Origin of the sequence: Morganella psychrotolerans (assembly GCF_001676055.1) — a bacterium.
Lineage (GTDB): Bacteria > Pseudomonadota > Gammaproteobacteria > Enterobacterales > Enterobacteriaceae > Morganella > Morganella psychrotolerans_B.
Window position 1 is genome coordinate 683,009 of record NZ_LZEX01000001.1, and the last position, 22,368, is coordinate 705,376.

28 protein-coding genes are annotated in these 22,368 nt (G+C 42.0%); 8 read left to right on the forward strand and 20 right to left on the reverse strand.

All coding sequences use genetic code 11. From position 1 onward, the window contains the following. Position 1 precedes the first annotated feature (1 nt). From AYY17_RS03290 to AYY17_RS03310, 5 genes are all read left to right on the forward strand, one after another. Positions 2-325, forward strand: a complete 324-nt coding sequence (locus tag AYY17_RS03290; protein WP_067421223.1) for a phage protein NinX family protein — start codon at positions 2-4, stop codon at positions 323-325. After that, complete coding sequence (locus AYY17_RS03295) at positions 312-536, forward strand: hypothetical protein (protein ID WP_067361737.1); 225 nt, start codon at positions 312-314, stop codon at positions 534-536. Before AYY17_RS03290 ends, AYY17_RS03295 begins: the two co-directional genes overlap by 14 nt. Further along, a complete protein-coding gene (locus tag AYY17_RS03300; protein WP_067421225.1) occupies positions 526-1,065 on the forward strand; it encodes a phage N-6-adenine-methyltransferase in 540 nt (179 codons plus the stop codon). The genes AYY17_RS03295 and AYY17_RS03300 overlap by 11 nt, the downstream gene beginning before the upstream one ends. Before the next feature lie 306 nt (positions 1,066-1,371). Beyond that, positions 1,372-1,560, forward strand: coding sequence for a helix-turn-helix transcriptional regulator (locus AYY17_RS03305; protein WP_067421227.1), 189 nt, complete (start codon positions 1,372-1,374; stop codon positions 1,558-1,560). A gap of 268 nt (positions 1,561-1,828) precedes the next feature. After that, complete coding sequence (locus AYY17_RS03310; RefSeq protein ID WP_067421229.1) at positions 1,829-3,004, forward strand: tyrosine-type recombinase/integrase; 1,176 nt, start codon at positions 1,829-1,831, stop codon at positions 3,002-3,004. Here the strand turns inward: AYY17_RS03310 and AYY17_RS03315 are convergent. From AYY17_RS03315 to AYY17_RS03340, 5 genes are all read right to left on the reverse strand, one after another. Next, positions 2,985-4,319 (reverse strand): reverse transcriptase domain-containing protein, encoded by a 1,335-nt coding sequence (locus tag AYY17_RS03315; protein WP_067421231.1) that lies wholly within the window; start codon positions 4,317-4,319, stop codon positions 2,985-2,987. The two genes, AYY17_RS03310 and AYY17_RS03315, sit on opposite strands and share 20 nt — an antisense overlap. A gap of 79 nt (positions 4,320-4,398) precedes the next feature. Further along, a complete protein-coding gene (locus AYY17_RS03320) occupies positions 4,399-4,887 on the reverse strand; it encodes an SLATT domain-containing protein (protein ID WP_067421233.1) in 489 nt (162 codons plus the stop codon). 613 nt (positions 4,888-5,500) lie between these two features. Continuing rightward, complete coding sequence (locus AYY17_RS22675; protein WP_412779001.1) at positions 5,501-5,818, reverse strand: ogr/Delta-like zinc finger family protein; 318 nt, start codon at positions 5,816-5,818, stop codon at positions 5,501-5,503. Next, a complete protein-coding gene (locus tag AYY17_RS03330) occupies positions 5,800-6,921 on the reverse strand; it encodes a ribosomal protein uL16 3-hydroxylase (RefSeq protein WP_067421237.1) in 1,122 nt (373 codons plus the stop codon). The genes AYY17_RS22675 and AYY17_RS03330 overlap by 19 nt, the downstream gene beginning before the upstream one ends. 417 nt (positions 6,922-7,338) lie before the next feature. Beyond that, positions 7,339-7,554: a hypothetical protein gene (locus tag AYY17_RS03340; protein ID WP_067421240.1), complete on the reverse strand. Its 216-nt coding sequence runs from the start codon at positions 7,552-7,554 to the stop codon at positions 7,339-7,341. 493 nt (positions 7,555-8,047) lie between these two features. Between AYY17_RS03340 and nlpA the strand changes: the two genes are divergently transcribed. Further along, entirely contained in the window at positions 8,048-8,863 is an 816-nt protein-coding gene (gene nlpA / locus AYY17_RS03345; protein WP_067398512.1) for a lipoprotein NlpA, read from the forward strand. A gap of 36 nt (positions 8,864-8,899) precedes the next feature. On the opposite strand, the gene AYY17_RS03350 is transcribed toward nlpA, so the two are convergent. Beyond that, positions 8,900-9,571, reverse strand: coding sequence for a CerR family C-terminal domain-containing protein (locus AYY17_RS03350; protein ID WP_067421242.1), 672 nt, complete (start codon positions 9,569-9,571; stop codon positions 8,900-8,902). A gap of 24 nt (positions 9,572-9,595) precedes the next feature. After that, positions 9,596-10,867 (reverse strand): M24 family peptidase, encoded by a 1,272-nt coding sequence (locus tag AYY17_RS03355; RefSeq protein ID WP_067421244.1) that lies wholly within the window; start codon positions 10,865-10,867, stop codon positions 9,596-9,598. A gap of 178 nt (positions 10,868-11,045) precedes the next feature. Between AYY17_RS03355 and AYY17_RS03360 the strand changes: the two genes are divergently transcribed. Then, positions 11,046-11,480, forward strand: coding sequence for a hypothetical protein (locus AYY17_RS03360; protein WP_067421246.1), 435 nt, complete (start codon positions 11,046-11,048; stop codon positions 11,478-11,480). Between the two features lie 403 nt (positions 11,481-11,883). Then, on the forward strand, positions 11,884-12,102 hold the full coding sequence (locus tag AYY17_RS03365; protein WP_067398517.1) for a hypothetical protein: 219 nt from the start codon (positions 11,884-11,886) through the stop codon (positions 12,100-12,102). Positions 12,103-12,475: 373 nt separating this feature from the next. Here AYY17_RS03365 and AYY17_RS03370 read toward each other — a convergent pair whose 3' ends face one another. The 13 genes from AYY17_RS03370 to AYY17_RS03420 all read right to left on the reverse strand — a co-directional run. Continuing rightward, positions 12,476-13,213 (reverse strand): sulfite exporter TauE/SafE family protein, encoded by a 738-nt coding sequence (locus AYY17_RS03370; protein WP_235845262.1) that lies wholly within the window; start codon positions 13,211-13,213, stop codon positions 12,476-12,478. A gap of 289 nt (positions 13,214-13,502) precedes the next feature. Then, on the reverse strand, positions 13,503-13,688 hold the full coding sequence (locus AYY17_RS03375; RefSeq protein ID WP_067398520.1) for a YegP family protein: 186 nt from the start codon (positions 13,686-13,688) through the stop codon (positions 13,503-13,505). 178 nt (positions 13,689-13,866) lie between these two features. Next, positions 13,867-14,358 carry a GNAT family N-acetyltransferase gene (locus AYY17_RS03380; protein WP_067421248.1) on the reverse strand — a complete coding sequence of 164 codons (492 nt, stop codon included), beginning with the start codon at positions 14,356-14,358 and terminating at the stop codon, positions 13,867-13,869. Positions 14,359-14,527: 169 nt separating this feature from the next. Then, positions 14,528-14,749: a DUF465 domain-containing protein gene (locus AYY17_RS03385; RefSeq protein WP_067398524.1), complete on the reverse strand. Its 222-nt coding sequence runs from the start codon at positions 14,747-14,749 to the stop codon at positions 14,528-14,530. Positions 14,750-15,247: 498 nt separating this feature from the next. Further along, positions 15,248-15,694: a YidX family protein gene (locus AYY17_RS03390; RefSeq protein WP_082981237.1), complete on the reverse strand. Its 447-nt coding sequence runs from the start codon at positions 15,692-15,694 to the stop codon at positions 15,248-15,250. 267 nt (positions 15,695-15,961) lie between these two features. After that, positions 15,962-16,231, reverse strand: coding sequence for a PAAR domain-containing protein (locus tag AYY17_RS21010; protein WP_082981238.1), 270 nt, complete (start codon positions 16,229-16,231; stop codon positions 15,962-15,964). A 324-nt stretch (positions 16,232-16,555) separates the two neighbouring features. After that, positions 16,556-17,116, reverse strand: a complete 561-nt coding sequence (locus AYY17_RS03395; protein ID WP_082981239.1) for a hypothetical protein — start codon at positions 17,114-17,116, stop codon at positions 16,556-16,558. Between the two features lie 55 nt (positions 17,117-17,171). Continuing rightward, positions 17,172-17,669, reverse strand: a complete 498-nt coding sequence (locus tag AYY17_RS03400) for a hypothetical protein (protein ID WP_156656616.1) — start codon at positions 17,667-17,669, stop codon at positions 17,172-17,174. A 294-nt stretch (positions 17,670-17,963) separates the two neighbouring features. Then, positions 17,964-18,737 (reverse strand): hypothetical protein, encoded by a 774-nt coding sequence (locus AYY17_RS03405; protein ID WP_067421251.1) that lies wholly within the window; start codon positions 18,735-18,737, stop codon positions 17,964-17,966. Then, positions 18,721-19,905 carry a lipase family protein gene (locus AYY17_RS22065; RefSeq protein ID WP_235845257.1) on the reverse strand — a complete coding sequence of 395 codons (1,185 nt, stop codon included), beginning with the start codon at positions 19,903-19,905 and terminating at the stop codon, positions 18,721-18,723. The genes AYY17_RS03405 and AYY17_RS22065 overlap by 17 nt, the downstream gene beginning before the upstream one ends. A 61-nt stretch (positions 19,906-19,966) precedes the next feature. Continuing rightward, on the reverse strand, positions 19,967-20,656 hold the full coding sequence (locus AYY17_RS22070; RefSeq protein WP_235845258.1) for a hypothetical protein: 690 nt from the start codon (positions 20,654-20,656) through the stop codon (positions 19,967-19,969). Then, positions 20,646-21,446 carry a DUF4123 domain-containing protein gene (locus tag AYY17_RS03415; RefSeq protein ID WP_067421253.1) on the reverse strand — a complete coding sequence of 267 codons (801 nt, stop codon included), beginning with the start codon at positions 21,444-21,446 and terminating at the stop codon, positions 20,646-20,648. The genes AYY17_RS22070 and AYY17_RS03415 overlap by 11 nt, the downstream gene beginning before the upstream one ends. Then, a partial coding sequence (locus tag AYY17_RS03420) for a type VI secretion system Vgr family protein (RefSeq protein ID WP_156656617.1) occupies positions 21,446-22,368 on the reverse strand: 923 nt, incomplete at its 5' end. The genes AYY17_RS03415 and AYY17_RS03420, both read right to left, overlap by 1 nt.

A 22,368-nucleotide genomic window follows, 5' to 3' on the forward strand; every position in this document is an offset into this window, starting at 1 on the left:
AATGAACAAATATCGTGACAAATCAGACTTTGAGGTTAATAAGGCTGTGGCGGTCTCTCTGTCAGCTGAGTTTCAATTCGATGATATCTGTGAAAAGCTATACACAGATATTTTCCGTAATACTGAGATTAATTATTGCAATAACCCAGCGGACGCAATGCCTATTGTTATTGAAAATAAAATATGCCTTACAGTTGGTGATTCTGATGATATATGGGTTGCTGATACAACAAGGTCATCCGAATCTTCATTTAACGAAAACCCATACCGCGCAGCTATGGAAGTATTCCTGATGATGAAGGATGCGGAGAATGAAAAAAGTTGAAGCAGTAACGACATTGGTTTTAATTAATGGTGAAACATATCAAATAGCGCTACCGAAAAACATAGTGGCGCTTCAGGCAAAGCAAGTATTAATGATGGCTCAGGAATTTGGCGGGATAATAGTTCCTTGTGATTTCGCCAGCATCAAGCCAATGAAGGCAGACGGGATGCCGTTTAATATAAATGATAGCAGGGCTGAGAATGAAAGCTGATTACGGCGGGAGCGCAACACCAAAGGAATTGCGTGATTTGTGGCAAACTCCCCTCCCGTTATTCTCAGCACTGGACGCTGAATTCGGATTTTACCTTGATGCCGCCGCCGATAAAAATAATACCCTCTGCTCTCATTACCTCACCGAAAAAGACAACGCATTAAACTCTGACTGGCAAAGTTACGGCTCAATATGGTGCAACCCGCCGTATAGCGATATCCAACCGTGGGTAGATAAAGCCGCAGCGCAATGCAGGAAGCAATTGCAACCGGTCGTAATGTTAGTTCCTGCTGATACTTCTGTGGGCTGGTTTAAATCGGCACTGGATACCGTTGATGAGGTCAGGTTCATTACCGGTGGACGGATATCGTTTATTAACGCCGGAACAAATAAGCCGGTGAACGGAAATAACAAAGGCTCCATGTTTTTAATATGGCGACCATTCACCAATCCCCGCCAAATAATTACCACCGTCAATCGTGATGACCTGATGAATATCGGGAGCCGGTTACTTGAAGCACAAATCTGAGGTGACCAATGACGCACCTTGAATATGCAGGAATGATACTTCTCTGCATATTAATGTATCTAGCTGACGCAGGACAACTTTAAAGGTGTGACCAATGACACCACAGGAAGCAGAGAACGGACGCCGCACAATATAGCAAGGGAATGCCTGGCTGAATTAGAGAAGCCGGAAAATAAATCAGACGAACGACACACCGAATACTCGATAAATACACACCTAAATTTGCCACGCTTAATCACCTGCCACACTTTCCACCGAAACGAGTGCTCGGGCATGTTATGCGTGAATTACAGAAGGAGAGAAAGGATGGATAATATTCGCGATGATTCTTTAATTGACATGAAGTTCATGACGGGTGATGCTGGCTTCACTCCAAAATACTTCTACAGCCAAATAAAGAAAGGCAACCTGCCTAAACCTATAAAAATAGGCGAACGGTCGCGCTGGAAAATGGGCGACTACCGTAAGTGGAAAAACTCCTTTTCATGTCGTTAAAATCACTTTGTGGGCACCTTTACGGGCACATCCCTAACATCATCATAAAATTACTAACAATTCCAATATAATGCGAGCGTGTTCGGTGTTTGCAGGGGACACCAGCCATACATCTCAAGCCATCCCGCCAAGTCTAATAATTCATTAAAAACAATAGATTAATTCAAACATACGTCTAGTGACATCTCACTCAGTTTACTGGAATCCAGGCACTAATGCGTATACTATTGCGTATAGGTCTAGGTTCAATGGAAAAACTATACACATTATGCTGCTTACAGACATCCAAATCCGCAAAGCAAAGCCCAAAGATAAAGCGTATACCCTGAATGATGGCAACGGGCTATCCCTGTTAATTGAACCTAACGGATCAAAGGGCTGGCGTTTCCGGTACCGGTTCGCGGGTAAACCTAAAATGATCTCTTTAGGTGTGTACGATACTGTGACACTGGCAGGTGCTCGTAAAAAACGGGATGAAGCTAAAACACAGCTGACAGAAAATATCAATCCGAGTGATGCACGTAAAGCCGACAAAATAACGCTCAAATTCGCCACCGAGAACACGTTTCAAGCTGTTGCTATGGAATGGCATACATCAAAGTGTGCAGCTTGGTCAGAGGGTTACGCAGATGAAATTTTGCGTTGCTTTGAAAATGACGTATTCCCGTATATTGGTAATCGCCCTATTGACCAGATTGCGCCATTAGAGTTATTGGCTGTTCTGCAGAAAATCGAAAAGCGCGGGGCATTAGAGCAAGCCAGCAAGATCCGCAGGCGGTGCGGGGAAGTATACCGTTATGCAGTGATCACCGGCAGAGCAAAATATAACCCAGCACCTGATTTATCTGGTGCAATGAATAAACCGGAAGTGAAGCATTTTCCTTTCCTGCGTGAAAATGAAATACCCGATTTTGTTAAAGCACTGATTAACTATCAGGGTAGTAAAGTAACAAAATACGCGACACAGTTACTTATGTTGACTGGTGTCAGAACTGTAGAGCTACGCTTTGCTCAATGGGATGAATTTGATTTTGAAAATGCTCTGTGGGAGATTCCGAAAGAGCGCATGAAGAAACGCCGTCCTCACCTGGTGCCTTTATCACCACAGGTTATAGCAATCCTGAATGAACTGAAAATAATCACTGGCAATTATCCGTTACTTTTCCCCGGCAGAAATGACGCAAGAAAACCTATCAGTGAAGCAAGTATCAACAAGGTGATCGAGAAAATTGGTTATAAAGGACGACTGACCGGGCACGGATTCAGACACATGATGAGCACTATTTTGCATGAAAAAGGCTTTGATAGTGCATGGATTGAATTACAGCTTGCCCATGTCGATAAAAACTCCATCCGTGGAATTTATAATCATGCTCAACATATTTCCGCCAGAGATAATATGATGAAATGGTACGCTAAATATATTAATAACCAGCATCTTTAATGTCTGTCTCCAAGTCTTTTACTTGATTAGAAATTCTTTTCTTGAAGTGATACTCAATCTCAATATCGGTTAATTTTTTTGTATCTTTTTTAAAGTAATGATTTAAAACTCTTGTCATCTCTTTTATATTATAATTATCAAAGTTTGGGATATATTTAGTTTCACGCCTATTATGTTTTATTTGATAGAATGTCCTAACAAAAGATTTTATATTCAACTTAACGCTAAATCTTTTGCATAACTTAGCAACGAAGCTATCTAGTTGGTGTAATAATATTTCATTTTCAATTTCCGAAAAAAAATACATCCACCCTTTTGATTTATTTTGAAATATACATCCAGTTACCCTCAAATTAATTCGCCACTCTAAAAAATTTATATTTTCAAACTTTGAATGTTTATGGCTAGTGAATATTGCTAATAATGATTCTCTTAATTTATCTACTGAACCAGATCTAGCTGATACTACATCATTGAAAAAAGAATATCCAAGATAATTAAATTTATCACACAATAAACTTCCGGAAGTTGATTTGTCTGAATTCCGCTCTCTCTTATGGATTTTCAAACCTAGTTTATTAAATCTAGAACCTAACTCTTTAGTTATATCTTCAATTACCTCAGCATTGCAAAGTATTAAAATATCATCGACATAACGATAATACTTTATGTCACTTACCTTATTAAATTTTTTATCTATATTAGATAGATAAATTGCAGCTAAGATATTAGAAATAGATAACCCTTGTGGTACTCCTCTCATGGAGTAAACATCAGTTTTTTTTGAATGACTTACAGTAGGAGATTTTATAGCACTGTCAATTAATGAAATTATATTTTTATTTCGTAGTCGCATCCGTAGAGTACTGATCAGCTTTTCATGCTTAATTGAGGGGTAAAAATTAGTAACATCAAGCTTTATAAAAGAGTCATATTTATTTAATAATATATTTTCTTTAACATCTTTTATTATATTTTGAGGCAAGTCGAATGTTAAAACATCAGAATATTTATATTTAAGGAAATTACAAAGTGCACGTAACGCTATTTTATCTCTTATTGTAGGGATGGATATTTCTCTAGGTGCTTTCCCTTGACCTTTACTTATTAATTTTAATTTATATTTACTGAATGTATAGCCAGATGATAATACCTTCCTATTTACAATAGCTAATTGTTCATCCAGCATCCTCCACAATACTTTATGATTCATATTATCAATACCAGTTGATGCCGACAGTATAATATGACTGTTATATATCTCCCTCAAATTATCCAATGAGAAGAAATCACTAAATTCATCAAATAGCTTCACATTAGATTCCTTTTAAAAAAAAACACAACACCGACTGGGAATAAAAAAAAATAAAGCAAATATAATTACACTACTTGATTTATAAAAAAAAATATCTAATATATTGTTGCCAAGTTGGTATTTTACTTAGCAATGATTTATCTTTAGTTGAAAAGTATTCTTCAACAACTGCACAACAAAAATCTAAATCTAGGTGGTTTTCAGAGATTGATAATATAGATTTATACTCTGCTTCTAAATTAATTTTATTATATTTATTAGTTATTGACTTCGCATATACCACCCCTAACTGTTCATAGCATTCTTTAACAAGTAAGCTTCTTCCTTTAAAATTCATACTACTAATAAAAATAGTAACAACCATAACTGAAATAGATAAAGCCGTCATAATTGCCGATTCTTTATTTCCGCTCACAGGTTCGACTAAAGAATATATAGAATATCCAGCTAAAAAAACAGAATACCAAAGAACTAATAACTGTGAATAAAAATTCAAATTTAATAATCTTTTTTCAGTTTTAATTCTTGTTTTTTTTGTCCACCAAATTCTATTTGCGAAGTTAACCATAATTTGTCCTTAAATGTGTCGAGGCGTCATACGTAGTAATTAGGATAACGCCTGCATAGCAGACTAGCAAAGCTAGAGGACAAGCCTCCCGAGATTAGTTGCACCCATTGCTGGATGATCGCTTCCGATACGCCTCGACATGTACATAGTACACATATCAAATTGATTAACCAATAGGCACTTAAGATTAAAAAATTTGTGCTACTCAAAATGTTATTTGATACGAAAGAAAACAATTTGTCACGTAAAACGCACTACACCGCACCCGCCTGCGGCTTTTGGGTCTGGAATTTATTTCAGTTTTCATTTTGTTCAAACCATACCGCCGGAGTGCGTGGCTGCTGGGTTTCCAGCGATTTTTCCAAACTGAAATGTGTGAAACGTTTTTCAGTAAATTTCAGTTTCAGTGCGATGGCATGAGCAAGAATGAAAGCTCAACCAATTGAAATTAAATGGTTTTTCTGTTTTACGTGAGATTTTACGCCGGGACGGGAACCCGCACAAAATTACAAAAGTCAGTATTCATGCGGGTTTGCGGGAAATGAAAAAATGAAATCACCTGAAAACAATAAATGATATCCGGCGCATTTTCCGGCATACCGGTGATAGAAATTTATCGGGCATTCTGTCTGTTCAGAACCTTTATACAAAGTCCCCGGTGAGGTAACGGCACATCCAGTTTGCTCTGACGAATGGTATGTGAATATGTAATTGTCACAACATAGGTGTATCCGCATTCCGGATCATCACAGCTGCAATACAGCTCAGGGATAATTCGCCCCTCTGTTTCAATTTTACGTATTGTGGATTCTGATGGATATTGCTTACAAGTTAGAGAGACATTCCAACCAATATAAAAAATCCGGAAATAAACATCTATTTCCGGATAATTACATAATAACAAAAAACGCTTTATTCCCCGAAGTACCAATAACCCTGATTGATAAATTCAGTTAATTCTGCAACAAAGGCCGGATTTTGTAATGCATCACCTAATTCGTTTATTCCGAATTCGGTAAATTGGCACAGTGCATTTGCGCCCTTAGCATCTGCGGTAACCCAGGCTTCTGTATTAATAAAAAAACTGTCACCGATACGCATTACGCGCAGGCCGCTAAGACGGGTCAGCGTTTCACCGGCATTCAACGCACTCAATACTTCATCCTGCAGATACTCAGGCTCGGCAGGTGCAATATCCAATTCGTGGCGGGCGGTGGTTGCAAAACGACCAAACCACTGCTCAAAATCTCCCGGCTGGTTTATCATCTCAATCATCATGGCGCGCAGGCGATCAATTTCATGTGCTTCCACAATTCCCGCACTGTCACGCACCGTCAGTTCAGGATCACTGTAATGCACGCCACCTAAATCATTTTCCAGCGCATAATCCGCGAAACTACTCAGCAAATCACGTCCGTTTGGTCCGCGAAAACCGACAGAGTAATTCATCGTGTCTTCAAACGTAAACCCGTCGTGCGGGAATCCCGGCGGAATATACAGAATATCACCCGGTGACATTTCGACATCAATGATTGGCTCAAACGGGTCAACATGCAGCAATGCAGGATGCGGACAGAACTGGCGCATCGGCAGTGCATCGCCCACACGCCAGCGGCGACGCCCCATTCCCTGAATAATAAAAACGTCATAGTTATCAATATGCGGCCCGACACCACCACCCGGAACCGAATACGAAATCATCAGGTCATCAAGACGCCACTCCGGTAATACCCGAAATGGTTGCACCAATTCAGCAGAAGGCATATGCCAATGGTTGACGGCCTGTACCAGCAATGACCAACCTGTTTCTCCTAATTCACTATAATCCTCAAAAGGACCATGGCTTGCCTGCCATTTTCCGTCGTTAAGGCTGACAAGCCGGCTGTCAACTTCAGGCTCCATTGCCAATCCTGCCAGCTCATCTGGTGTGATAGGATCGACAAAGTCAGGAAATGCATTTTTCAATACAACCGGTTTTTTTTGCCAGTATTTTTCTAAAAACTCAGGCCAGTTAAGATTCAATTTGTTAGCCATACAATCACATCGGTATCAATAAGGAAGTTAGCTGAGAATTATAGGAGTAATAACCTGTAATATTTTTGTTTCGGGTCAAGTGTTGGTAAAATAGATGGATTCCACGCCCTCTTCAGCCCTCACCTTTCACATCCGCTCTATCAGATTAGGATTCTGTCCATCGGCGGCGGACAATGCTGCTCAGGGCAGATAAGCCCGTTCTTTCCCGGGTTGCTGCACTAATATCCCTTATTATCAAAGATAACGATTATGCGCAGTTTCTGCATAACAGGATATATTTCACTGTCAGCTATTTAAATAACAGAGAATGCCAGCGTATTTATAATAAATATATAAAATCACATCCGCACAGATTGAAAAAATAAAACGTCCCGGTAAAGAGACGTTTTATAGATATTAATACTTAGTAAGGCCGTATTATCCGACTGAATGCAATTTTACATGAGAACCGAGGTATTCCATCTTGCGGTGGCTTTCTGCGGCCTCGTAGCACTCCGGATACAATGCGGCTATCTCTGCCATTAATTGTTCCGGCGTTCTGATTGCTTCAATTTTTGATGCTAATGCCAGCGCCATATCAAAAGCAACGCGCTCAACAGGATTATGTTTTGGTGAAAAAATTTTACCCGGCATATGTCTACTCCATTTTTCACTGGTAAATAGGGGGAAAGAGATATTTATTAGAATAATATATATGATAGCTACTTGTGAAATGAGTATATCTGAATACACTTTTATGAACAGGTCAATAATCGTGTATTTTGTAATGAGATATTAAATCCCCGGTTATTTTGTTTCATTTCTTATTCCTTTTTCCTCCTTCTTATTCTGTTTCATACCTGAACAGTAGCTCTGTCACATTTAGTCATACTTTGCTGACAAAAAACGATAATACATTAAACAAGCTTTAAGAGGCCGGACACTACTACACATCTGACACGGTATAGTTATCCCATCCAAGTAGAGAGTACCCTGAAGAAATGTTGTGATTATGCCCGCAGGATTGCGGGCTTTTTTTTTTTATCTTGTCAAGATGAAATTTTTGCATGATCCTCCCCGTTGACCTTTTCTCCTTTTTACCGCTATTTACTGATAAATACATTCAGCAAACATAACGGTGATCATAATGAAACAACGACTTTTCAGGTTTTTTCCCGGCATTATTATTGCGTTGAGCATTTTATTATCCGGCTGTGATAATGACAAAACAGACATGTCGAAAATTAAAGTTGGCGTGATTAACGGCGCTGAGCAGGATGTGGCCGAAGTTGCGAAAAAGGTGGCAAAAGAACAATACGGACTGGATGTCGAACTTGTCGGCTTCAGTGGTTCGCTGCTGCCGAATGACCCGACTGCCAATGGTGATCTTGATGCGAATGTCTTCCAGCACCGTCCGTTTTTAGCTCAGGACAATAATGCCCGTGGTTATAATCTTGTGGCGGTCGCGAATACATTTGTTTTTCCGATGGCCGGCTATTCAGATAAAATTAAAAATATCAGTGAATTAAAAACCGGAGATACCGTTGCAATGCCAAATGACCCGACAAACCTGGGTCGTGCATTATTGTTAATGGAAAAAGAGAAATTAATAAAATTAAAATCCGGCACCGGGTTACTGCCGACCGCACTTGATATCACAGATAACCCGCTGAAACTGAATATTATGGAGCTGGAAGGCGCACAATTACCACGGGTAATAAAAGATCCAAAAGTTACCGTCGCCATTATCAGTACAACCTATCTTCAGCAGACCGGGTTATCCCCGGTAAAAGACGGTATTTTTATTGAAGATAAAGAGTCCCCGTACGTCAATATTATTGTGACCCGCGAAGATAATAAAGACGCGGAAAACGTGCAGAAATTTATTAAATCTTATCAGTCTCCGGAAGTGGCAAAAGCTGCCGAAACATTATTTAACGGCGGAGCTGTGCCGGGTTGGTGATCAACAAATCTGTCGTGCCGTAAACCGGCACGACAGTCAGTCAGCATCAAATCCCAGCGCACGACAGGATAACGTCGTTACCTGGTGCAGAATGAGCACCAGTTCATTATCACTGATCCGCTCAAGCCCGCTGCGGCGGAGATAGGCTTTTTTTGCCACTACAAATCCCAGAATCTGCCCGATCAGCGCGTGTGCGGTAATAATGGCAGCCTGCATATCCGTCCGGGGATCTGCCAGACAGATAAGAGATGTCAGCCGCTCGTGAACCGGCAGGATAAACGTTTGATAGATAACATCATAGTGCTCAGTCTGCTCCAGTTGCTCGCGCAGGATCAATTGTGCATACAGTGCATGATCAGGCGACAACAGCGCCTGCCCCAGGCCATTCATCAGACTGACTAACACACGTCTGAGTGACTCTTTGTCCGGTTCCGGTTGCTGCATAAGCTGCTGCAATGCAAAATCCGCCTGTGGTGCATTTGTCATCGCCGCCAAATCGTCTGTAATTTTCCGGATAACCGCGGCATACACGCCCTGCTTTCCGTCCAGATGATACGGAATAGCCGATTGATTGACACCGGCTTCCTCCGCCAACTGCCGGGTACGGACACCATTCACCCCGTAGAGCGCAAACAGGCGGATCCCTGTCTGTATCAGCTTCTCTCTGGTTTGTTCCGATGATGCGGAGTGTTTATTCGTTTTTTGCATATACTGCGGTTACCCATCAGAATGTCAGATATCAGCGCGCATCAGCCTGGTCGAGTTATCGTTGAGTTCAATCCCTGCGTTTTTCCCGACAATCACTGTGCCGCCTAAGTTACACAGATGATAGCCAAAGGCACAGTTTGGTTCAAATGCAAAGCTCATTCCTGCCTGCAAAACTAATTCACGCCCCGGGTTTGGCAAACGCTCCACTTTGCGGTAACGACTTACCAGCGGCAGTGATTCAATACCCGGTGCTGTCCCGAACCCTATTGGTCCGTAAGGATTGATGCTGTGAATGAGCGGATGTACATGCCAGCCACCGGAAGCGAGTAATGGTTTTTCCATCTCATCAACCACTTCCCCGAATGTTACCCCCTCTTTCAGATAGCTTACCCCTATTTCATAACATTCCCGCGCGACTTGCGCTGCTTTTTCCAGTTCCGGATGAATTTTACCGACGGCAACTGCGGCCTGGTGCTGTGTTTCATACATTCCATACAGTGCGAAAATCTCTGACAATACAATATCACCACGCTCAATTTCCCGTGGGCGCTGAGAGCGATACTGCCAGGCCGGTTGTCCCCAACCAATATATTCAGGACCGGATCCAAGTAAGATTTCAGCCGTGAAGCCGCCCGCAGAAAGACATGTTGCCGTCACTGCCGCTGCAATATCAGCCTCGCTGTTGCCCGGTACTGCCGTCACCCGCATTATTTCGCTCATCGCCTCACCAATAGCGGCTGCATGGCGGATATGTACCAGTTCTTCCTCACTTTTTACTGATGCGCGGACAAAAAAGTCGCGGTAAACCGGCACAATCTCCGCCTGCGGATACGCTTCTTTAATTCCGGTTAAGGTATTGAACGGCATCGCACCATCAAAATAAAACGGCGGATATGGCTCCAGACCGATGACCCCGATTTGTGCTGTCGCCGGGACATTAATTTCTTTCAGTAATGCGCCGATATTGCGCCCGGTTTTCCCGACCATGATCTGCTCCGGTGATAACCATTGATTATCTCCCCGCATAGCCGCCTGCATGTGGTCAGCTATCATCATCGGCGCAAATGTCACCACGATCGGGTCATTATCCTGATAAAAAATCACCACTGACCCGAGACGGTCATTGGTAAAATAATGATCCACACAAAAAGGTGCAGGTGCCGCCGATTCCCGGTCACCATAAACGATCAAAACATCTAAATTGCGCTGACGCATGATGTCACGAGCCAGCTCCCAGCGGCGATCCCGCTCCTGTAAAGAAAAACTATCCGGAATAGCAGAACGTAATGTTTTCATCATCGACCCCATTAATTAATTCATTTGAATGAATTAATATCGTAGGCAATGCACAGAAAGACGTCAATCATAAGATCAAAAATGATCCCGGTGACACAGAACAAAGAAAAATCAATTGATTGTTTTATCTGCTAATTTAAAATAATCCACACGAATATTTGCGCACAAAAAGCTAAAAATGAATACAACTTATCTCTATATCCGGCTTTACCCAAATAAGATGATTATCCGGGATGTCTGTTCGCACCGGGAAGTGACAGAAACCGCGGAAGTACCATTTACAACCAGTCGCCTGCTTGTGGGGGATATGCTCTCTGCGGCAAAAACACTGCAAAAAGCTGTTTTACAACTGGATCCCCCCCGCCCGTTATGGAAAAAACTCTTGCCGCAAAATTATGCCGTACTTATTCATCCCATGGAAATGAGGGAAGGCGGGCTGTGTAATGTTGAAAAACGTATTTTCCGGGAATTAGCCGGCTTTATTTCTGCCCGTAAACAGTCCGTCAAAGCCTGGGTGTGTGATCATCCGGAGATACAGCCTGATCAATTTGTATCGGATGTATTATCAGGTCGTTTCAAAGGGGAAAAAGAAGATAACACCAGTACTGATTAATACAGAGAGCAGCAGAAATACACTGCTGCTGTTCTGCTATCAGAGATAAAACCTTTTACTATAAATCCGGACATTTCGAGTTTAATTAAAATTAAATTAAGGTGACATAGTGTATATGACAATATGTGAGTTAAGTTGATAATAATAAAAGAAGCTGTATCACGAAATAAAATTAACGATTTACAAACCATTTCATACCTTACAAAAAATAAATTAACCAATTGTTTATTATGGTAATTTTGTTAATTTACCTTATGTGACAACATCAGTATTTGTCAGTTTTATTTAGAATTGAAAATATTATCATTGTTTATGTACATTCTGTTGTGCGGCGAAAAAAACAGGAATATGTTTCATCCATACCCGCAAACGCCGGTATCAACCCAATCCTGAGGATATCAAAATGAAACGTTCTGTTATTATTGTCGCTACACTGGCCAGCTTACTTTCTTATGGTGCAATGGCATCTACATCTTCACCGGCTGTTTCAGCAGCACACTCCGGTATTTCTGCCTCGAAAGCGGAAAATAATGCAAAGATTATTAAGCATGACGCTAAAGTTAAAAGTGAGAAAGGGAAAAAAAGTAAAAAAATGAAAGAGGATAAACAGGGCGCGATCTGATCATTATTAAACTGTTATCCATGGGTTATTCAGACGCCTGATAAGGCGATATAAAAACCTCCCGTTTTCCGGGAGGTTTTCATCCGTATTACCCGGTTATTTCATCACTAACGCAATAATAAAGATGACGACTGCCATGCAGGTAAAGAAACTAATAGGGTATACCATTGTACTTTTCGTGATTGGCATCATGATCAGATCTCCTGTAAACCTTGCTTAGTATTTTATAGCCTGAGCCTTAAAAAATGCTCCTGACTATTTAAAGGCAACAGAAGATATAAATAAAGCTTATAGATCACAAAACCAGATAATAAAGCCCAAAAGCCACTTTATCGTATTTTAGTAACAGAACGCCGATTTTACTGATATTTATCTAAATAACGACCATCACCAAAAGAACAAAAACCAGCAGCCCGAGATAGGATTTAGCATAAAATCTGTCCGGAATCCGGCCAATCAGTGGTGCACTTAATTTTTGCCCCAGCCAGGAGCCGGCAACCAGTAAAATAAATGCCTGAACATCCACATAACCGGCAAAACCACGGCCCGGCACTGCAGTATCATTCCACGCCATCACAATGTAAGTCAGGGTTCCCGCCAACGCCATCGGCAGGGATAACGGATTCGCCATCGCGGTTGCCTGTGCCATCTTAGCACCACGCCTGCGCATCAGCGGAACAGTCATCACACTACCCCCCACTCCCAGAAATGCAGCGACAATACCGATTGTTGTGCCGGTAATGGCAGTCACTCCGCCCGACATCGGACGGACAGCACCCGCCGCCTGTGTCACAAAACCCGGACGGAAAAAACTATCCAGCAACGTTATCACCAAATAGCTGATAAAAATCCACTTAACCCATATACCTTTCATCGATATTGCAAATATAGCACCCAAAACAGCGCCTGATGCAATATAGCCGACCAGAGGACGAACCAGGCACCAGTCAATCATTCCTGTTTGATGCTGACGAAAAGTTGCCATTGACGCACTGAATATCATAACGCAGGTGGATGTCGCCACCGCAATGTGCATTGCCGCATCACAGATCCTGCTGTCAATACCCGTGGTTAACAGTGCATACAGCAGCGGAACAATAAAAAAAACCACCGCCAAAACCAAATAACACCGTTGTCGACCCGACAATACAGCCACACATTAATAACAGTAAAATCATTGTATTCAATCCGGAAACTATAACTGTAACCATACTATAAACGGCAGTCAGACAATAATCTTTTGCATATAAGACAACCATCATTGTGTTTCAGCCAGAGAATACCGTGCTGATATTTTGTCATTCCGGACACATCGTTGCAGACATAAAATACAAAAAAATAAGGCTCACCACGTTAACAACACCCCGCAGTGAGCCTTATATATTTAAAACAATACCTTATCAGATAAGGTCTTTAATTACTTCAGATGATCCGTTTTTCTGTATTGATGCAATACCGTTTAATGCCCCCTGCTTTGAGGCATACATTTCACTGGTTGCAATAATTTCATGGTTTCCGGCTTTCAGAACAAAATAGTACGGTTGCGGTGTATCTTTCGTGGATTTCTTTAATTCGTAATACCCCATAACAAGCTCCTTGAATTGAAAATCATGTTAAAGCGGACATTCGTTATTTCTCCAACAGTATAGTTAATACTACGTAAAAAGGAGAAGCGGATAACTAAAAAAAGATAAATGGTTCATTTTTACAAAAAACGAACCGTTTCCGCAGGATAATTGATATGAGATTCATGAGTAAATATACTTATTTACTGCCAATCATCAATAAATATGATATTCCGTCACAGGTAAACCGCCCTGCTTCTCTCATTCCTGATTTCAGATGAGCCTGAACAGACCGCACGTTGTCCTGGTTAATAAACGCAACCGGCTTTCCTTTATTCAGTTCACACATTGTTTTATAAAGCGACTGAAGCACGCCTTGCCCGCGATAATCAGCATCAATACATACCGGGCCGTAAAACCAGTTATTTTCCAGCAATGCATTAAATTGATCTGATATTTGCTGTGTAACCGGTGAAACGGATGCGGCTCCGGGCGAAAAACTAAACAGAACACCGACAAGGGTATTTCCGGTTTCTGCGACAACCGTATGAAGAGAATGTATAAACATACTTTCCACTTTTTCCGGAGGGTATTCTCCGAGCAAGCCCCCCTGCCGGGACTGTGCATTAGCCTGTAATAGTGCAGTGACCTGTGTGCAATCTTCTTTTGTCATCAGTCGGCAGCGGATCATATTTTCTCCGTTTTGGTGGTTGCTTTTATACCTTTTGCTAAACTGGTGGCACAATACCGGAAATACCGAACAGAATTCATTTCACTGCAATTTATCCGGCAGCTTGCCCTGTGATTTATACTGATACATAAAAAAAGCCACCGGTATAACCGATGGCTGTAAACAGTATTTATTCATCTTCAGGCGGGTTTTTGAGGATCTGATGAATTTCCTCTTTCAATCGTAACTTCTGTTTTTTTAATTCCACAACTTCATCACCATAGCCTCTCCTGTCAGAGTGCTCTAACCGGGCTATTTCATGGTCGAGTTGGTTATGCTTATCAAAAAGTGTACGAAAATTGAGATTGTTCTGGCGCAGATGGGAGATCAAATCACGATATTCCGGAAACATAGTTATATTACCTTTTGTCAGTGACTATATTCTCATCATCTCCCATTTTTTTCTGTAACGCAAAGGGTTCCTTGCAAGACCGTGAGTTCCGCAATTTTAAAATACAGATTATCTGAGCTCCGGTAAAACGGACTGATTCCGTCATAACATCTGCTGATTTTATGGCAGAAGATTTATACCCAATGTCATTCAAAATGCAGCTAATAAATCTGTAATTTGAATGAATAAGGGTATAATTATTCAAAAAATAGTGACCGCCACATAACAGTTAAGTTTAATTAAATCTCCTCGGCCAGCACTATAATACCGAGTCCTAAAATTTGAAGTGGTGATGTGATAACATCTAATGTAAGAGTAACAGGGGTCATTACTTCCGAAAAACCTTTTGACGCCCCTCTTGTCTTATATTCGTAGAATCCAATAGTAAACGGGTGATAGAATGTTAATTGCTGAGAATAATTACGATTTATATTTTTTCTGTGGACAGTACCTGACAGTCTAGATAATTCCAATAAGCAGGTATCGTCCGCGCAGACAAAACCGTAGCTGTTCAACGTTTTTTTTCACGTCCTCTGATTTCCACATATATCGGAGTGTTAACTGCCCATCAAACTTCTTTCTGCCATTTTTAATAATAAATTTAGTTATACCGATTACTTCAATGTCACGGCGCTCTATTTTCGGATCATTTAGTAACTTAACCAGATTGTCTGTACCCTCAGTAAGCAGATAGTCAAATGTATTACCGACAAAAACATATCCCTTATTTCCATCCCTGTCCTGTGCCTGTGATAAGCCGGTGATAGTATCACTTTTCCATTCATTTAATGTCCCGCGGCCGGTATCAGTATGCTTTACCAACATAGTAGTAAAGCAACCGGAAAGGATAAAACCAACCGATAATACAACCAGTAACTTTGCCAGCCAATTATAATTAATGCGCATACTTCTCCTTATGAAAATAATCATTGTTATCGGATAATTATCTTATTTACTTTTTCGTTCTGCTTCACAAACATCCATAAAAATATTTCAAACCCGTCAATTTTAATTTAATTAAAATTTACACCATATAAAATAATGGTAATTATCTATACAAAAAACGTTATCATCATATTAATTAATAACAATAACTCTATTCAGGAAAATATGAAAAACACAAAAGAAGATTATTACTGTTCAGCATGGGTTTTGATTTTTTCGTATACATCCCTAATCCTTTGCTACCAGAAAACATCCCCTGGGACAACCACAGTCCACATGATGCCCTTCCAATGCTACAGGAATTCCTTGTATTTTCATCATAGGACTACCTTCAGTGATAACGCCGGTTGAATCACATCGCGGGCAATAAACGGCATCTCCCAAACAGGCTATTTCGTCTTTCTGTGTGGCAAACAAATGTCCGCTTAATACAGTTCCATCTGTATTGGTACTATCATTTTTAATGATGATTTTATGCTGATTTATTTTCCCTCTCATATAGTCCTCTTATTATCGATAATAAATACAGTGAACAGTAATGTTCTGCATAACTTATTCAGATACATTCATGGGTTTTCTCCGTGACATCAAAATCAGCAGCTATTGTTATTTTTTCTGCATCGCGTCACGCATTTCTACCAGTTTTTTTATAGTCAGGATAAATTTCTGAATTGTATTCAATCTCACCATTGGGGTATTTAAGAGAGGTTTTATTCTCTGGTTTTTTTTCTTTAACACCAGTCCAGTAACTGATCATATCTCTTTCATAATTTATGGTGATATGAACATTTTTTTGTGCCGGATAGCCTGTAGGTTAAGGTTCTATCTGAACCTGTAAGTCTGAATGTTTTTTTTATACCCATCAAGAAAAGATTCACGTACCAATGGAAATAATAACAATGATTCACTAAAGTCTCCCCTGTGAGGGATATACCCACCATTAAACGCCTGCGGCGCATTATTATCAGTAATAAACACTGCCTCAAAACCAAAATTATCCGTAATAATAGGGTCAATTGTCTGCGGATTTTTTAGTTTTACCTCAAATTTAATATTACTGAGCTGCCAGTCACAATACCCGCCTCCACTGACCGGGATATCAGCGGTGACATTACCTGCGGATGTGGCGGACAACGGGTATTTTGTACTGTTGAATCCCGGTACCTCATACGATTTTCCGCTGCCGCTTGTCCGGGTTCGGGTACATTTTTTTGAGCGATACATGGCGGACAGCGGCAGGGACTCCAGGTCATCCGGCACCGTAGCAGAAAAATGAATTTTCCGGCTGTCAACCGAGGGGGATAGTGTGGTGCTGTAGGAGCAGCCTGTAAGTACGACTGGTGATAATAATAAGGTAATAAACAGATTATTTTGTAAATTCATGGGTTTTCTCCGTGACATCGAAACCAGCAGCTATTGTTATTTTTTCTGCATCGCGTCACGCATTTCTACCAGTTTTTTTATAGTTGGGGTAGCTCTCTGATTCTCTTTCTTCTTCACCATTTGGATAGGTAATAACACTCCTGTTCCCCTCTTTTTTTTCTTTCACGCCGACCCAATGGATTATCATGTTTTTTTCATAATTAACAGTAAGATGGATATTATCTGAACCTGATAATCGGTAGGTTTGCATATCGTTTTCACCCACCAACAAAAATGTTTTTTTATACCCACCAAGGAAAAACTCACGCATAAGAGGGAACAACAATATTGATTTGCTAAAATCCCCCCGGTGATTTTCATACCCGCCGTTAAATGCCTGTGGGGCATTATTATCGGTAATAAACACCGTTTCGAAACCATGGTTAACCTTGATTTCAGGGTCAACTTCCTGCGGATTCTTTAGTTTTACCTCAAATTTAATATTACTCAGCGTCCAGTCACAGCTTCCCCCGCCCTCTGCCGGAATATCGGCGGAAAATACCCCCGGAGACACCCTGGTCAGCGGGTATTTTTCAGCATTAAACCCGGGAACCGTGTAAGAATCCCCGTTACCTTTGGTGCGGGTTTTCCGGCACTTTTCTGAGCGGTACATGGCGGACAGCGGCAGGGACTCCAGGTCATCCGGCACCGTGGCAGAAAAATGAATTTTCCGGCTGTCAACCGGGGGCGATAGTGTGGTGCAGTAGGAGCAGCCGCTTAATATTACCGATGATAACAACAGGGTAGTGATTACATTATTTTGTAAATTCATGGGTTTTCTCCGTGACATCAAAACCAGCAGCTATTGTTATTTTTTCTGCATCGCGTCACGCATTTCTACCAATTTTTTATAGTCAGGAAAAATCTCCGGATCAGGATCTATTTCGCCATTGGGATAGGTCATTATTGGCGAATTCCCTTCTTTTTTTTCTTTAACGCCAGTCCAATGGCTGAGCATACCCTTTTCATAATTTACAGTTAAATGAATATTGTCTGAACCGGATAACCGGTAGGTCAGCATATCGTTTTCACCTATCAGCCAAAATATTTTTTCATGCTTACCAAGAAAAACCTCACTAATTAAAGTAAACAATAACAATGACTTATTAAAATCACCCCGGTGATTTTCATACCCGCCGTTAAATGCCTGCGGGGCATTATTATCGGTAATAAATACCGCTTCAAAACCATAATTTTTTGTGATTTCCGGGTCAACCGCCTGCGGATTTTTTAGTTTTACCTCAAATTTAATATTACTCAGCTGCCAGTCACAATACCCGCCTCCACTGACCGGAACATCAGCGGTGACATTACCTGCGGATGTGGCGGACAGCGGGTATTTTGTACTGTTGAATCCCGGTACCTCATACGATTTGCCGCTGCCGCTTGTCCGGGTTCGGGTACATTTTTTTGAGCGGTACATAGCGGACAGCGGCAGGGACTCCAGGTCATCCGGCACCGTGGCAGAAAAATGAATTTTCCGGCTGTCAACCGGGGGCGATAGTGTGGTGCTGTAGGAGCAGCCGCTTAATATTACCGATGATAACAACAGGGTAGTGATTACATTATTTTGTAAATTCATGGGTTTTCTCCGCAAACCGGGTGAGTGCAGCCTGACTGTCCGTATTTTTGTGCTGCTCTGTAAATACATCTTCAAGAATATTTTCTAATTTGATAAACGTAATGTTTCTTTCCACATTCGGCATATAGGCGTCATCCTGATATGTCCTGCGGATAAATTCTGCCTTTTGCTCTACTGAAACCGGGGTTTTCTTTTTATCGACCAGTTTAAGCACTTGATTACTAATCAGTGACAAATATTGCGTGATCATGGAATGGTCGGACGGGTCAGTAAACATCGAATCAATATCCGGGTTATTATGCCGGGGAAAGACATCGTTCAGAATATTTCTGTCTATCGTACTAATGAGGTGTTCCTGCCGATGCTTTAAATCATCATTTACGTCACTGCGTATTGAGGGCACCAGATAAAATTTATATTTTGAGTCAAAACGCCAGCGGGCGCGTGCCGTTGCCGAGCCTTTGCCCACAGGCAGATATGCTTCACCAATCTGTCTTGCCTGAAAAAAGGAAATAGTTTCACCGTGGTGCCAGTACACCTCCCCGAAATCCGGCAACATTTTCTGCAAAGGGACAGTCGGTGCTGTGGCCAGTATCCATACTGACCCTAAGATACTGCCAAGGGGACCAAAGAGTTCAAAAAACCAGTTATCCATATTGGTATCAAAAGGCACACTGGTGACAGAATCGGCATCATTGACATGCCTGAAGTGTGTAAGATTACTTAATGCCGTTACGGCTGTTTTTGAAAATACCCGCGGCATACCGTAGGTATAGGTGACAGGGGAGCGCCCTTGTAACTCCGCTGCATGCAGTAATGCTGCCGTTCCGCCAAGACTGTGCCCGCAAATAAAAAGTTTTTTCTTATTAGCAGCTAAACCTATCGCATCTAGTTTTTTAGAAAAGTATTTCGCCATACACTGGTAAGCGTTTAAAAAACCGTAATGGGCTTTGCCGCCTTCGACTGGGGCGTACGGCACCGCACGGCAGGAGAGATCAGTGACAACATCCCGCCCTCCTGCCGTTCCCCGCCAGGCCGCAATAATTTGCGTGGAATTCTCGACAAAAAACATCTGAGTATCATGCTCAAAGAATTCCTGGTTTTCAGATTGTGAACTGTCAAGAAAGACAGCCGGACGATACCGGTCACGGAAAGGTAGATCGGTCACAATGCCATAAAACCGTTCACCATCGACAAAAGAAGGAATAACCGATAAATCAAAGCAGCTATTATAAAAAAAAAGCGGTGACGGTATTCTCAACATCAATAAACGGACGCATATCAATATCCGGTTCATCCGGATCAACCATGATTTCGTCCTGATAAGATAACAACGACAAAAAACCCAGGTTATACGCATTCACCAAATCATACAGTTTGGCATGATTTAAAATAAGTGACCAGGCTCTGAACGGGCAGACTTCAATGATATGGCGACGGTAAAGATCCTTACCGAAGAATCGTATCCCCTTGAATTCAGTTTCACTTTTAAAATGATAACGGGGCAGCCCGAACGCCTCTTTGTTCCAGTTTTTTATATCAGGTGCGCTGTCACATAACTCACCGACCACGACATAACGATAACCGTGCCCCTCACTTGCCGCCTGTGCTTTTACGTCTGAGTGCTGTTCCCCTCTTTTTGCCCGTAATGCACGATCTTCCATTTCATCGGTCAGTTTCTGAGCATCCGTTTTTAATGTGAAGGCTGTCGGCGGCAGATTTTCCTCCCGGATCAATCCGGTTACATCAGTAATCCCCGTTCGTGTTTGCCCGCCTGACACTGTCAGCGTATACGGCATTCCGGCAACAGGCCGGTTCAGTTCATCAACCAATACAATTTCAATCCATACTTTATGTTTATTGCAATCGGTACAGTAAGGATCATTATATTGTACAGGCTTAGGATTATTAGCGTTCATCCGTTATTCCTGATTTATCATCTGTAAGGTTATTCTTTTTCAGATACCGGATAAACATGTCATTGCTCAGATACGCGATATGAACCAAGTCCGCCTGATACGCATCCATACTGTGATTAATCAGTGTCATCAGTCGTCCTTCCGGCTCATCCAGTGTCAGTGCCAGCTCAGGAAATTCATCCCGGAACTGAATATAAAAATTATCAGCCATATTCACACGGCACTGTGCAGATTGTTCCCATGCACGGCACAGATGTGCACCTAATACAAAGCAGCCTGAACTGATTTTCGGCTCTGCCGAACCGGGGCGGGTAATTATTACGTTGTCCTGAGAGGTACTGATAAAACAATCTGTTACCGGCATCAGCAGATAAGACCAGTCTGCCGGTTTGCATGCCGGGATGATGACCTGTGCAATCCGGGAGTCAAACAGGCGGAAAATCCGTTCTTCACCCTCAAACATGACAAACTGATATTTCTGCCAGTGTTTTATCTGATGCTTCCAACTGTCAGTGCTGTGATACGCCCAACCCCAACTGTTATCAGAAAAAGGTTCTGTATCCAGTGTTTTTGCCATCGCAGATAACGCCTGCCATTTTATTTTGATAATCAGGGGACCAACGGAACTCAAATGTGACAATCTGGTACCGGCATATACCGGAAGAGCCTCTTCAATCCAGTCATTGGCATAAAAACGGTTTAGCGGATCCCCGGATATCAGTGTATTTAATAAAAAATACACATCCCCTTTATCCGTGTTTCTCAGCCATTCTGTCCAGGTGGCAGCCATCACTCTTCCTCCATCGGTTTAACCATCATGCTACCGGCGTGCTGTGCCGCGACCGCACAATATTTTTTTACCGGATAAGCTGATTCAAAGGGTGCCACACCATCAGGCAGCGCCAGTTTTACCGGCGCTCCTGCACTCGGGCCGCTGTCGCCAATGTTCAGGTTTCCCGAGGTAAAAATCGCGCCCGGTGTGATACGGATAAAACTGTCACCAACTTTCAGCGTGATTTCCGTTCCGGCCTCAATAATGATTTTTCCGTCACTGAGATGATGGGTTTGCTGTCCGCTTTCGGTAACCAGATTGCTGTCCACGCGGGTGTGCTGTTCACCTTTGATATGCTGTGATACATCTCCGGTGGTCTGGTGCTTCTGTGATCCTTTGATAATCACATGCTCATCACCCGCCAGTTCGGTATGGCTGTTGTTATCGATCCGCTGCTTAAAATCATGCTGAATATGCCAGTGCGCATCATTTTCTATATGTGCATTTATATCCTTCTGCGCGTGAAGATAAATTTCCTCTTGCCCGGACAGATCCTCAAAGCGCAGTTCATTAAACCCCTCACCTTTATGGGTTTTCGTCCGGAACGTGGTGCGGGTTTTTTCTTTCGGCAGGTTCAGCGGCGGACGGTTGCGTCCGTTATAAGTGCAGCCGGTGATAATCGGTCGGTCAATGTCGCCGTTAAGATAAGACACGATAACTTCCTGCCCGATACGCGGGATCGACATAAAACCGAATCCGTCCCCGTTCCAGCCGTGTGCCACCCGCAACCAGCAGGAGCCGCTGTGATCCGGATTTCCCCGGCGATCCCAGTGAAAATAGACTTTTACCGCGCCCTGTTCATTGGTGTAAATTTCTTCCCCCGGCGGTCCGACAACGGTTGCCAGTTCGTCGCCGTCTGCCTGCGGTCTGAAACGGGATA